Annotated in this window: 11 protein-coding genes; 10 read left to right on the top strand and 1 reads right to left on the bottom strand. The window is 71.4% G+C overall.

All coding sequences use genetic code 11. The annotated features are described in order from the left end of the window. The first annotated feature begins 116 nt into the window (after window positions 1-116). From V6V89_RS34400 to V6V89_RS34385, 4 genes are read left to right on the top strand one after another with little or no spacing between them, the layout of a single operon-like run. Window positions 117-749: a winged helix-turn-helix domain-containing protein gene (locus V6V89_RS34400; RefSeq protein ID WP_334623744.1), complete on the top strand. Its 633-nt coding sequence runs from the start codon at window positions 117-119 to the stop codon at window positions 747-749. A 13-nt stretch (window positions 750-762) separates the two neighbouring features. Next, window positions 763-1,389, top strand: coding sequence for a uridine kinase (locus tag V6V89_RS34395; protein ID WP_334623743.1), 627 nt, complete (start codon window positions 763-765; stop codon window positions 1,387-1,389). Between the two features lie 18 nt (window positions 1,390-1,407). Continuing rightward, window positions 1,408-2,280: a DUF72 domain-containing protein gene (locus V6V89_RS34390; protein ID WP_334623742.1), complete on the top strand. Its 873-nt coding sequence runs from the start codon at window positions 1,408-1,410 to the stop codon at window positions 2,278-2,280. Continuing rightward, complete coding sequence (locus tag V6V89_RS34385) at window positions 2,277-3,029, top strand: DUF72 domain-containing protein (protein ID WP_334623741.1); 753 nt, start codon at window positions 2,277-2,279, stop codon at window positions 3,027-3,029. The genes V6V89_RS34390 and V6V89_RS34385 overlap by 4 nt, the downstream gene beginning before the upstream one ends. Here the strand turns inward: V6V89_RS34385 and V6V89_RS34380 are convergent. Next, complete coding sequence (locus tag V6V89_RS34380; RefSeq protein ID WP_334623740.1) at window positions 3,013-5,382, bottom strand: glycoside hydrolase family 3 N-terminal domain-containing protein; 2,370 nt, start codon at window positions 5,380-5,382, stop codon at window positions 3,013-3,015. The genes V6V89_RS34385 and V6V89_RS34380 overlap by 17 nt on opposite strands. 254 nt (window positions 5,383-5,636) lie before the next feature. Between V6V89_RS34380 and V6V89_RS34375 the strand changes: the two genes are divergently transcribed. From V6V89_RS34375 to V6V89_RS34350, 6 genes are all read left to right on the top strand, one after another. After that, on the top strand, window positions 5,637-6,935 hold the full coding sequence (locus V6V89_RS34375) for an extracellular solute-binding protein (protein ID WP_334623739.1): 1,299 nt from the start codon (window positions 5,637-5,639) through the stop codon (window positions 6,933-6,935). Then, on the top strand, window positions 6,919-7,908 hold the full coding sequence (locus V6V89_RS34370) for a carbohydrate ABC transporter permease (RefSeq protein ID WP_334623738.1): 990 nt from the start codon (window positions 6,919-6,921) through the stop codon (window positions 7,906-7,908). Before V6V89_RS34375 ends, V6V89_RS34370 begins: the two co-directional genes overlap by 17 nt. Continuing rightward, a complete protein-coding gene (locus V6V89_RS34365; RefSeq protein WP_334623737.1) occupies window positions 7,905-8,747 on the top strand; it encodes a carbohydrate ABC transporter permease in 843 nt (280 codons plus the stop codon). The genes V6V89_RS34370 and V6V89_RS34365 overlap by 4 nt, the downstream gene beginning before the upstream one ends. Window positions 8,748-8,950: 203 nt before the next feature. Next, window positions 8,951-10,276, top strand: a complete 1,326-nt coding sequence (locus V6V89_RS34360) for a sensor histidine kinase (protein ID WP_334623736.1) — start codon at window positions 8,951-8,953, stop codon at window positions 10,274-10,276. Next, entirely contained in the window at window positions 10,273-10,950 is a 678-nt protein-coding gene (locus V6V89_RS34355) for a response regulator transcription factor (protein ID WP_334623735.1), read from the top strand. The genes V6V89_RS34360 and V6V89_RS34355 overlap by 4 nt, the downstream gene beginning before the upstream one ends. Window positions 10,951-11,221: 271 nt before the next feature. After that, a complete protein-coding gene (locus V6V89_RS34350) occupies window positions 11,222-12,286 on the top strand; it encodes a hypothetical protein (RefSeq protein WP_334623734.1) in 1,065 nt (354 codons plus the stop codon). The last annotated feature ends 212 nt before the right edge of the window (window positions 12,287-12,498 follow it).

The raw sequence follows: 12,498 nt of genomic DNA, 5'->3' as shown, positions 1-12,498 counted from the left end.
CGGTGGAATGTTGCTGAGAATTACATCGGCTTCACCGTGGGCAATGTCGTTTCCTGGGGAGCCGGTCCGCGTACCGAAATACGCGGCCGGATTCCGATCCTTGAAGAGGAGGACCCATGTCGGTCGTCGCCGCCTCGTCGCGAGCCGGTTGGCACGCTTCGCAGCCCACCGGCCCCGGGCGGCCACCGGCCGCACCACGCCGACCCGCTGGCGGCACGTCGCCGACGCTGACGGTCACATTCTCGATCCCGCTCTCCAGTGACGACGGCCTGACACCGCAGGCGTTCCGGCTGCTCGAGGTGGCTCGCGAGCTGGTCGAACGCGGCGAGGGCACGGTCAGCCTCGCTCCCGGGCCCGAACCCCTGCGAGCCGTCCCCGTGGCCGAAGAGCCAGTCACGGCCGCGTCCCAGCACGCGCAGCCTTCCGCGCAGTCGCCCGACGATGGCGGCGGCCTGCGCATCCTCGCCTCGTCCCGCACCGTGCTGCTCGACGGCGCGCCGCTGCGGCTGACCAGGCTGGAGTTCGACCTCCTGCTCTTCCTCGCCGAAAACCCGCGCCGGGTTTTCAGCCGCGTGCAGCTGCTGACCGGGGTGTGGGGTTACGAGCACGCCGGCGCGCGCACCGTCGACGTGCACATTCGCCGGCTGCGCTCCAAGATCGGCACCCACGTCCCGCTCGTGACGACGGTGTACGGGGTCGGGTACCGGCTCGCCGACGACGCGAAGATCTGCATCGACCCCGACGCGTGAGAGATCGCGACGCGTGAGGGTTCGGCCGATCACGCCGGCCGGCCTGGTCGAGGATCTCGCGGACCGGCTGGCCGCCGACCGGCCCGACCGCTGGCTGCGGGTCGCGGTCGACGGCGCACCAGCAACGGCACCGGGCCGCCTCGCCGGCGCGCTGGTCGACCCGCTGCGCGCGCGTGGACGGGCCGCTCTGCACGTGCCCGCGGGCGGCTTCCTGCGTCCGGCGTCGCTGCGCTACGAGTTCGGGCGCACCAACCCCGACGCGTACTACGAGGGCTGGCTCGACGAGCCGGGGCTGCGCCGCGAGGTGCTCGACCCGGTCGCGCCCGGCGGCACGGGCCTCGTCCTGCCGAGCCTGTGGGACCCGGTGACCGACCGGGCCACCCGGGCCCGGTACGAGCCGGTGCCGCGGGGCGCGGTCGTGCTGGTCAGCGGGGCGCTGCTGCTGGGCGCCGGGCTGCCGTTCGACGTGGCCGTGCACCTGGAGATGTCGCCGGCCGCGCTGGCCCGCCGCACCCCCGAGGACGACCACTGGACCCTGCCCGCCTTCGCCCGGTACGCCGACGAGGTCGGCCCAGCGGGTTTCGCGGATGTCGTGGTGCGCGTCGACGACCCGCGCCACCCCGCAATGATCACGGAGTGACGTGGGTATGTGGGAAGCATGGGGGACATCAAGGTCGGCACGGCCTCGTGGACCGACAAGACGCTGTTGGAGTCCGGGTGGTATCCGGCTGGCACCGACACAGCCGAGAAACGGCTGGCCTACTACGCCGACCGCTTCCCGCTGGTAGAGGTCGACGCCACCTACTACTCGCCGCCGGCCGAGCAGACCGCCGCGCTGTGGGCGCAGCGCACGCCGCCCGGCTTCACCTTCAACATCAAGGCCTTCAGCCTGCTGACCGGCCACCCGACCAAGGTCTCCTCGATCTACAAGGACCTGCGCCCGGAGACCGACAAGAAGAACGTGTACCCCGACGACCTGCCCCCGCAGGCGTACGAGGACGTGTGGACCCGGTTCCTGTCGGCGCTGGACCCGCTGGTCGAGGCCGGCAAGCTCGGCGCGGTGCTGTTCCAGTTCCCGCCGTGGTTCACGATCCGCAAGAGCAACAAGCAGTACCTGCTGGAGGTGGAGCGGCGGTGCCGGCCGCTGCGGGCGGTATTCGAGTTTCGGCACGCGTCGTGGTTCGAGGGCGACAATCGCGAGGAAACGCTGGACTTCCTTCGCAAACACCGGTTGCCGTACGTGTGTGTCGACATGCCGCAAGGGCACCGCTCGTCGATTCCGCCGGTGATGGAAGCGACCGCGGAACTGTCCGTGGTGCGTTTCCACGGGCACAGTGACAAGTGGACCAGCAAAAACATTTACGAGAAGTTTGGATATCTGTACTCGAAGCGGGAACTGAAGCAGTGGGCTCCGAAGCTGCGGAAACTGGCCGACCAGGCGGGTGAGACGCACGTGTTGATGAACAACTGCTACAGCGACTACGCCCAGCGAAACGCGGGCGACCTGCTCGACCTTCTCGACGAATCATGATCCTCGTCGGCACATCCGGCTGGCAGTACAGGGACTGGCGGGGGCGCTTCTATCCCGACGGGTTGCCGCAGCGGCTCTGGTTGGAGCACTACGCGGCCAGCTTCGCCACCGTCGAGGTCAACAACGCCTTCTACCGCCTGCCGGAACGTTCCACCTTCGAGCAGTGGCGGGAGCGGACTCCCGACGACTTCTGCGTCGCCGTGAAGATGAGCCGGTACCTCACGCACATCCGGCGGCTGCGTGACCCCGAGGAGCCGGTGGCGCGGTTCCTGTCACGCGCCACCGCTCTGGGTGACCGCCTCGGCCCGGTACTCGTGCAACTGCCGCCGACGCTGCGCGCCGACCCGGCGGCGCTGGACCGCGTGCTCGCCTTGTTTCCGCCCGAGGTGAAGGTGGCCGTCGAGCCGCGGCACGCGTCGTGGTGGACCGACGAGACGCGCGCGGTACTGGAGAAGCGGAACGCGGCCCTCGCCTGGGCGGACCGCAAGGGCCGGCCGGTGACGCCGCTGTGGCGCACGGCCGACTGGGCCTACCTGCGGCTGCACGAGGGGCGTGCCACGCCCCGTCCGCGGTACGGCCGGGCGGCGCTGCGGTCTTGGCTCGACCGGATCGACCAGGCAAGCCCTGGTGGTGGTGCGGACACGTACGTCTACTTCAACAACGACCCCGGCGGCGCCGCGATCGAGGACGCCGCCGCGCTGGCCCGGGCAGCGCGGCGGCGCGACTTGCCCGTTACGCGGACGCCCTGACCGTGACCTCGGTCGTCAGCTGGCGCTCGTGGTCGACCTCGCGCTCGGGACCCACCAGGACCACAGGCACCGTGTACCGGTGGTCCGCGCTCGACGCGGACAGTCGCAGCTCCAGCGCGCCAGGCTCGACCACCCGCCGTCCCGAGCGTCCGGTGAAGGCGGACAGGTCGGCGGAGAACCGGAAGTCCACGTCGCGGCTCTCGCCGGGCGGGAGCGGCACGCGGGCGTACCCGATCAGCCGGACCACCGGGCGCGCGACCTGCGCGACCGGGTCGTGGAGGTAGAGCTGCACCACGTCGGCGCCGGCGCGGTCACCGGTGTTGCGCACGGTTAGGGTCACCGTGACCTCGCCGTCGGTGGGGATCTCGATGGGGCTGTCCACTTTCGGGCCCTCCCACGCGAACGTGGTGTACGACAGGCCGTGCCCGAACGGGTAGAGCGGTGTCGGGTCCACTGTGGTCATCGCGGAGCCCTGGCCGAGCGCGGTGTTGAGGTACGTGGCCGGTTGGGCGCCGGGCCGGTGCGGCACGCTCACGGGCAGCCGCCCCGACGGACAAACCCGGCCCGAGAGCACACCGGCGACCGCCCCGGCGCCTTCCTCCCCAGGAAAGAACGCCTGCACCACCGCCGCCAGTCCGCGGAACCGCCCGAGGGCGTACGGCCGGCCGGTGAGCAGCACGGCGACGACCGGCTTGCCGGTGGCGAGCAGCGCGTCGAGCAGCTGCGCCTGTACGCCGGGCAGCGCCAGGTCTTCGGCGTCGCAGCCCTCGCCGGAGGTGCCCCGGCCGAACAGCCCCGCCCGGTCACCGAGCACCGCGACGCACACGTCGGCGCCGGCGGCCGCCGCGACCGCCTCGGTGATGCCGGAGGTGTCGTCGCCGTCGACCGCGCAGCCGGGTACATGCCGCAGGGTCGCGCCGGGCAGTTCGGCCGCGAGGGCGGCGAGGGGCGTCGGTATCTCGATGCCGAGCGGCATCTCCGGGTGCTGCGGGGCGACGTGGCTGGGGAACGTGTAGCAGCCGACGAGGCCGGTGATGCTGTCGGCGAGCGGGCCGACCAGCGCGATCCGGGCGTCGGACCGCAGCGGCAGCGCGCCGTCGTTGGCGAGCAGCACCACCGACTCCTCGGCGAGCTGGCGGGCGATGGCGCGGCTGCGCGGAGGGTCCAGATCGACGGTGCCGGCCGGGTCGCCGTCCGCACCGGCGAGCACCGGCGGGACCGGCTGCCAGTCCGGGTCGAGCAGGCCCAGTTCACACTTCTGTCGCAGCACCCGGGCCGCGGCGCGGTCGACGTCGCTCTCCGGCACGTCGCCCGCCCGTACGGCGGCGATCAGGCCGGCGCCGTAGTCGCGCGCGGCCGGCAGCTCCACGTCCATGCCGGCGCCGAGGGCGAGCGCCGCCGCGCCGGTGCCGGTCTCGGCGAGGCCGTGGTGCATCTGCAGGAACGAGATCGCGAAGTAGTCGGACACGACGGTGCCGGTGAACCCCCACGCGTCCCGCAGCAGCCCGGTCAGCAGCAACGGGTCGGCGGAGGTGGGCACGCCGTCGATCTCGGTGTACGCCGGCATGACCGACCGGGCGCCGCCCTCGCGCACCGCCATCTCGAACGGTGGCAGCAGCACGTCGGCCAGCTCGCGGGGGCCCATCTCCACGGGACCGTGGTTGCGCGCGGCGCGAGACGCGGAGTATCCGACGAAGTGCTTGAGGGTGGCCACCACGCCGGCCGACTCCAGCCCGCGCACGTAGCCGGTGCCGACGGTCGCGACCAGGTACGGGTCTTCGCCGATGCTCTCCTCGGTGCGGCCCCAGCGCGGGTCGCGCACGACGTCGAGCACCGGGGCGAGGCCCTGGTGCACGCCGAGGGCGCGCATGTCGGCGCCGACCCGGGCGGCCATCCGCTCCACCAGCTCGGGGTGGAACGTGGCGCCCCAGGCCAGCGGCGTCGGGTACACCGTGGCGCCCCACGTCATCAGGCCGGTCAGGCACTCCTCGTGGGCGACGGCCGGGATCCCGTGCCGTCCGGCGGCCACGATCTCGGCCTGCATGGCGGCCAGCGCCCGCGCGCCGAGGGCCGGGTCGACGGGCGCGGTGCCGAACGGGCGGGTGACCTGCCCGATCCCGTCGCGGATCAGCTCCTGCCAGTTCGGGGCGGCCTTGACCATCTCGTGCTGCTGGGGGGCCAGGTCGTCGGGGGTGGCGTGTGCGCCGATCCATACGCCGACGAGCTGGGCGACTTTCTCTTCCAGCGTGAGCCGGCCCAGGAGGTCGGCGACGCGTTTCTCGGCGGGGAGGGAGTGGTCTTGCCACGGCTCCCGGACCGCGACGGTTACGGTCGGTTCACTCGACTCGCTCACCGGTGTCGGTCTCCTGTCGGTCATTCATTCCCGGTAGGTTTCCGGAACAAACTTCGTCTACCGGGGTGGCTGTGTTGCCTTACGGTAACGCTTGGTTTGGCGCGGCGATAGGGCTTGACCGCCAGTTCGTGCGGTCGTAGCGTGCGCCACATCACGTTGAATTATCGGGTCGAGGCCGAAAACTTCCGGGCAGCTCAGTTCCGGATATCCCCTCGGCCCTGTCAGGGTTGGCCTTCTCGAAGGGAACCGCACACATGGCAACCCCCACGCACTACTCGCGACGATCGATACTTGGGCTGGCTGGTCTCGGTGCCGGCGCGGTCCTGCTCGGTGCCTGTTCCGGCGACGACGACGGCGGCGACTCGGGCGGCTCGGCGACCGTCGAATGGTGGCACATCGCGAACACCGAGCCGATGCTTCCCGTGTGGGACGCGATGGCGAAGGCGTACCAGTCTGCTCACTCGGGTGTGACCATCAAGATCACTCCTTTGGAGAACGAGGCCTACAAGGCCCGCCTGACCACCGTGACGCAGGCGGGCACCCCGCCGGACATCTTCCACACCTGGGGCGGCGGCGTCCTGAAGCAGCAGGTCGACGCCGGCCTCGTCAAGGACATCACCGCCGACACGGCAGATGTGCGCGGCACCATGATCGACGTCGCCATGGGGCCCTACGAGTTCGACGGCAAGGCGTACGCGTTGCCGGTCGACCAGGGCATGATCGGCTTCTGGTACAACAAGGCGCTCTTCGCCCAGGCGGGCGTCACCGCACCGCCGGCCACCTGGGGCGAGTTCCTCGACGTGATTCGCAAGCTCAAGGCGGCCAACCTCACGCCGATCGCGCTCGCCGGTAAGGACAAGTGGCCGGGCCACTACTACTGGGCCTACCTGTCCATGCGCATCGGGGGCGTCGACCTGCTCAAGCAGGCCGGTGAGGACGGCAACTTCAACAAGCCCGAGTTCGTCACGGCCGGCCAGCGCCTCAAGGAACTGGTCGACCTCGCGCCGTTCCAGAAGGGGTTCCTCGCCACCGAGTACGGCAGCCCGGACGGTCAGGCCGCCATGATGGGCAACGGCAAGGCGGCCATCGAGCTGATGGGGCAGTGGGCGCCCAGCGTGCAGGCGGAGGCGTCCGGCAAGCCCAAGGGCCTCGGCGAAAACCTCGGCTTCTTCCCGTTCCCGGCGGTCGACGGCGGCAAGGGCACGGCCACCGACGCGTTCGGCGGTGGCGGCGGCTTCGCCATCGGCAAGGACGCGCCGGACGAGGCGGTCGACTTCCTCAAGAACCTGCTGAGCATCGAAAACCAGCGCAAGGCCGCGGCCACCGGCGCGATCATCCCGGTGGTCAAGGGCGCGGAAGACGCGCTCACCGACCCGAACGCGAAGATCGTGGCGCAGACCCTGGCGTCCGCCTCCGGCTTCCAGCTCTACCTCGACCAGGCATACCCCCCCGAGGTCGGTCAGGAGGTCAACGAGACCGTCGCCCAGCTCATGGCCGGGAAGATGAGCCCGGAGAAGGTCACGCAGGCCATCACCGATGTCGCACAGCGCTGACCAGGTCACGGTGGCGCGGCCATCGCCGCGCACCGTGGCCCCTGCGCCGGCCCGCCGCCCCAAGCGGAAGGGCCGGCGCTGGCTGACCATCACGCTCTTCCTGCTGCCCGCGCTGGTGCTCTTCGGGGTACTGGTGCTGCTGCCCATGCTGCTGGCGATGTACACCAGCTTCTTCGACTGGAACGGGCTGGGCGGCCGCCCCACCGACTTCATCGGGCTGGAAAACTTCCAGCGCCTGCTCACCGACGACATCTTCCTCGGTGACCTGCGGCGCGGCGGCCTGCTGATCGTCCTGTCACTGCTGATCCAGCTCCCGCTCTCGCTCGGCATCGCCATGCTGCTCAACCAGAAACTGCGCGGTCGTGCCTTCTACCGGCTGCTGTTCTTCGTTCCGTACGTGCTCTCCGAGGTCATCACCGGTGTCCTGTTCACGATGGTGTTCTCGCCCAACCGGGGCCTCGCCGAGCACATCTTCGGATGGTTCGGGTTCGACGACGTCGGGTCCACCTGGCTGTCCGATCCCAACACCGTCATGTACTCCCTGTTCTTCGTCATGACCTGGAAGTACTTCGGGTTCCACATGATCCTGTACTTGGCCGGGCGGCAGAGCATCCCCAACGAGCTGATCGAGGCGGCACAGGTCGACGGCGCGGGAAACTGGCAGGCGTTCCGGCACGTCACACTGCCGCTGCTCGGGCCCACGATCCGCATCAGCATCTTCCTGGCCGTCATCGGCACCATCCAGCTCTTCGACCTGGTTTGGGTGCTCACCGGCGGCGGGCCGCTGCACGCGTCCGAGACGCTCGCGGTGACGATGTTCAATGACGGCTTCCGGCGGTCCGACATCGGGTACGCGAGCGCGACCAGCATCGTCATGCTGCTCATCAGCCTGGTCTTCGCGCTCGGCTACCAGCGGTTCATCATGCGCCGCGACATCGAAGGAGCGATCACCGTCATGCAGGAGAAGCGATGAGCGGCCGCCAGGGTGTGGCCGCCCGGGCACGCGGTCTCGTGCTGCACGGCGTGGTCTTCGTCATCGCCGCCGTCATCATCGTGCCGATCGCGTTCGGTGTGCTCGGCGGCTTCAAGGACAACGGGCAGCTCTCCAACAACCCGTTCGGGCTGCCGTCGCCGTGGGTGACGTCCAACTACACCGACATCCTGGTGGCGGAGGAGTTCTGGCGGCCGCTGTTCAACAGCACGCTGATAGCCGTCGCGACGACGGTCGTGGTGGTGGGAGTGTCGGCCGCGGCGGCGTACGTGTTCGCGCGGTTCGCGTTCCGGGGCCGCGAGTTCCTCTTCATGCTCTTCACGATCGGGCTGATGTTTCCGTTCGCGGTGGCGATCCTGCCGCTGTTCATCCTGCTGCGCACGATCGGCCTGCTCAACAACCCGCTCGGCGTGATCCTGCCGCAGGCCGCTTTCGGGCTCCCGGTGACGATCATCATCCTGCGGTCGTTCTTCCGGACCATTCCGGGCGAGGTGGAGGAGGCCGCGATCCTCGACGGGTGCACGCCGTTCGGCTTCTTCTGGCGCGTGCTGCTGCCGATGGCGAGGCCGGCGATCGCCACCGTCTCGGTACTGGCCATCGTGGCGAGCTGGAACAACTTCATGCTGCCGCTCGTGGTCTTCAACGATCCGAGCTGGTGGACAGTCCCTATCGGTGTACGCCAGTTCCAGGGCCAGTACTCCGACGACACCGCCAAGGTGTTGGCGTACGTGGTCCTCGCGATGGCTCCCGCGTTGGGCTTCTACGCGATAGCCGAACGCCAGCTCATCGGCGGCCTGGCAACCGGCGCCACCAAGGGCTGACCGCACCCCCCCACGCGGCGTCCGCGCCACGCGGCGTCCGCGCCGCGGCGTCCGCGCGGCGTTCGCGCCACGCGGCGTTCCGTCGATCAAGGGCAAATGCACGTGGTTGGATCTCTTTTCCACGTGCGTTCGCCCTTGATCGATGCGAACGCCCTTGATCGGTGCGCGCTTTCGCGCGTCGCTGTGCCTGGAAGAATGGCTGGGTGACGGTCCGCGGCCTGGTCGCGCCTTTGGCGCGCGGCAGCACGTACCGGCGGGGGATCCACCTGCTGCTCGGCGGCGTGATCCTGCTGCCGTACGCGCTGCTCGCACTCGCGTTCGCCCAAATGCTCGCCGATCCCGGCACCCCGATCGCCGCGACCCTCTCGCTCGCCACGGCCGCGGTGATCATCGCGGTGGTGCCCGCGTTCCTCAGCGGCACCCGTTCGCTGGAGATCGCCGCCGCGCGCGCCCTGCTCGGTGTCGACCTTCCCGACCCGCCGCCCGGCGCCGCCACCCGCGAGACCCGCGTCCGCGGCGCCCTCTGGTACGCCGTGCACCTGCTGGCCGGCGGCGCGGTCGGCGCCGCCCTGCTCGTGGCGCTGCCGATGGCGCTGATCTTCCTGGCCCAGCGGCTCGGCGTGGCCACCGAGGCGACCGCCGGGCTGCGCATCGGCCCGCTCGACGAGCACGACACCTGGGCACTCACCGGCCTGGGCCTCGCGCTGCTGATCGGCCTGGTGTACGCGATCGCCGGCCTCGGCGCCCTCGCCGCGCTCATGGCCCCGGTGCTGCTGGGCCCGTCTCCGCAGGAGCGCATCGCCGCCCTGGAAGCGCGCGCCGACCGCCTCGCCGAACGCAACCGCCTCGCCCGCGAGCTCCACGACTCGGTCGGGCACGCGCTCACCGTGACCACGTTGCAGGCGGCGGCCGCCCGCGAACTACTCGACACCGACCCGGACTTCGCCCGCAAGGCACTCACCGCGATCGAGGAGACGGGGCGCAGCGCGATGATGGAGCTCGACCACATGCTCGGCGTACTCCGCGAAGGCGACTCGCTCGCCGCTGGTGGTACTTCATCGGGCGGTGCGGCTTCGCCGGGCGCTGCCTTGCCCGGCGGCGCGGCAACGCTGGGAGGCGGTGGCCGGCGGCGGGCGCCGCAGCCGACGCTCGCCGATCTCGATCGCCTGGTCGGCGACGCGCGCGCCGCCGGCCTGGACGTGGCGGTCGAGACCGCCGGCCGGCTCGGCGACGTGCCGGCGCCGATCTCCCGGGAGGGGTACCGCATCGTGCAGGAAGGCCTGACGAACGCGGCACGGCACGCGGGCCGCGTACCGGTGACGCTGCGCGTGGTGGTGACCGCCGACCGCCTCGACATCGAACTGACCAACGCGTACGACGGTGCGGGGGGCGAACCGGGTGGCGGGCGTGGGCTCGCGGGCATGCGGGAGCGGGTGACACTCTTGCGCGGCGAGCTGACAGCCGGCCGGCACGAGGACACGTGGCGGGTGGCGGCGCGGCTGCCGCTCGAATCGGCGGTGCGGCCGTGAGCACGAGCGTGCTGCTCGTCGACGACGACGAGCTGATCCGGATCGGCCTGCGGGCGATCGTCGACGCCCAGCCAGACCTGCGGGTGGTGGGCGAGGCCGCCGACGGCGCCGAGGTGCCGCCGCTGGTGGCGAAGCTGCGCCCCGACGTGGTGCTGATGGACGTCCGGATGCCGCGCATCGACGGCATCCAGGCCACCCGGCATCTGCTCGCGACCTCCGCGCAGCCGCCCCGGGTCCTGGTGGTCACCACGTTCGAGAACGACGACCACGTCTACGACGCGCTGCGCGCCGGGGCGAGCGGGTTCCTGCTCAAGCGCGCTCGCCCGCAGGAGGTCGTCGAGGCGATCCGCGTGGTCGCGCGCGGCGAGTCACTGCTCTTCCCGGCGGCCATCCGCCAGCTCGCCGCCTCGTACGGCGGCTCGGGCGCCGCCGCGACCGGTGGCGGTGCCGCCGCCGACCGCCTTCGCCGCGCCAAGCTGACCGAGCGGGAGGGCGACGTGCTGCGGCTGATGGCCGCCGGCCTGTCCAACGCGGAGATCGCCGAGGAGCTGGTGATCGGCGTCGAGACGGTGAAGACCCACGTCGGCAACGTGCTCGCGAAGCTCGGCGCCCGCGACCGCACCCAGGCCGTGATCGTGGCGTACGACTCCGGCCTCGTGACTCCGACGGGCTGACCCCGCGCGAGCTGTGCGCGCTTCCTGTCGCCAGGGCGGCACGAGACGTTCACAGCCCAGCGTGATCGGTCGCGGGCCGCGGTCCCGCGGTGGCGACACTGCCGCCGCCGAACGGCGGATCAACGCCGTGCGGCCGGAGGCAGATGAGGTGCGGCGCGCTGGTGTGGGTGGGGGTCCCTCGGGTGGGGGAGTGGGGTCACTCCTAGCTGGGAGGTGGGGGCCTCGGGTTCTCGGGATCGTGGTGGGGACACGACCTACGGGAGGACATTCGATGACTGATTGGGCTGGGCGCGCGGCCGCGGCGTGGGCGGCGCTGTACGGCACGGTCGCTCTGGTGTGGACGGTCACGGGGAGCGGGTATCCGTTTGGACCGGGCGACGACGAGCGCGGGACGAGTATGTTGCGCGGGCTGCCCGCGTCGGTGGGTGCGCCGCTGTTCGCGGCGGTGCTGCTCGCGACAGCGGTCGCGGCGCTCGCGACGACCGGTCGTCCAGCGGTACGCGGTGCCGTGCGCACCGTGTTTCTCGCCTTCGGCTGGACTGTGGTGGCGGCGCTGCTGCTCGTGGTGCCGGACGTGCGGCTGCTGACCCGGGTTGGGTACGCGCCGATGCTGATCCTCGGCGCACCTTTTGGATGGCCGCCCGTCGACTACTCCGAGGTTGTCACCTGGCCGGTCGTCAACATGGCGGTCACTGTCCTCGGTGGACTGTTGCTCGGGCGGGCGCTGCTGACGTGGCAGCTGCGCACCGCGGGGCTGTGCGAGCGGTGCGGGCGGGGCGAGTCGGCGCCACAGTGGACGTCGCCGGAGGGCGCGGCGCGGTGGGGACGCTGGGCGGCGTACCTGGCGGCGGCGGTGCCGGTGTTGTACGCGGTGAGTCGGTTCGGCTGGGCGGCTGCGGTGCTGCTCGGACTGTCGGACGCGCACCGGGAGGAGTTCGGCGGGGACGCGGTGGTGTTGGCGGGCGCCGGGCTGGGCGCGTTCGCGCTGGGCGGCGCGGTGCTGACGCTGGGGCTCGTGCAGCGCTGGGGTGAGGTGTTTCCGCGCTGGATGCTCGGGCTCGCCGGCCGGCCGGTACCGGTGAAGCTGGCTGTGGTGCCGGCGGCGATCGTCGCCGTCCTCGTCACCTCGGCGAGCCTGGGGCTTGCCAGCGCGGGCGCGCTGGCGAAGCTGGGCGGCGACAGCGCGCTCCTCGTCGCGCCTATGGCGCTGTGGCCGGCGTGGGGGCCGGCGCTGGGCGCCGCGACCCTGGCCTACTACCTGCGGCGTCGCCCGGCGTGCCCCGCCTGCGCCCCAGTTGAGCCGTCGCCGTCGCGGGCGCCGGCCGCGGGGGCTTAGGCCGTCACCACCGCATCGCCGCCTGGGCCTCGCCTCGGCTCGGCTCGATCGACAGGACAGCGGCCTAGCCGCCGATCAAGGAGGTTTTCATCGATCAAGGGCAAATGCACGTGGAAAGGAGATCGAACCACGTGCATTTGCCCTTGATCGACGGAGAGGGCGCGCGCCGCGCGCGGGGGGCGCGCGGGGGCGGGGGGCGCGCGGGGGCGGGG

This window comes from Micromonospora sp. CPCC 206061 (assembly GCF_036906915.1).
Taxonomy (GTDB): domain Bacteria; phylum Actinomycetota; class Actinomycetes; order Mycobacteriales; family Micromonosporaceae; genus Phytohabitans.
This window is presented reverse-complemented; position numbering and strand designations above follow the sequence as displayed.

What these genes read in the sequence shown, in the direction of transcription:
- V6V89_RS34365 (WP_334623737.1), top strand. Translation starts at nt 7,905, where the DNA reads ATGAGCGGCCGCCAGGGTGTGGCCGCCCGGGCACGCGGTCTCGTGCTG.
- V6V89_RS34350 (WP_334623734.1), top strand. Translation starts at nt 11,222, where the DNA reads ATGACTGATTGGGCTGGGCGCGCGGCCGCGGCGTGGGCGGCGCTGTAC.
- V6V89_RS34400 (WP_334623744.1), top strand. Translation starts at nt 117, where the DNA reads ATGTCGGTCGTCGCCGCCTCGTCGCGAGCCGGTTGGCACGCTTCGCAG.
- V6V89_RS34385 (WP_334623741.1), top strand. Translation starts at nt 2,277, where the DNA reads ATGATCCTCGTCGGCACATCCGGCTGGCAGTACAGGGACTGGCGGGGG.
- V6V89_RS34390 (WP_334623742.1), top strand. Translation starts at nt 1,408, where the DNA reads ATGGGGGACATCAAGGTCGGCACGGCCTCGTGGACCGACAAGACGCTG.
- V6V89_RS34375 (WP_334623739.1), top strand. Translation starts at nt 5,637, where the DNA reads ATGGCAACCCCCACGCACTACTCGCGACGATCGATACTTGGGCTGGCT.
- V6V89_RS34370 (WP_334623738.1), top strand. Translation starts at nt 6,919, where the DNA reads ATGTCGCACAGCGCTGACCAGGTCACGGTGGCGCGGCCATCGCCGCGC.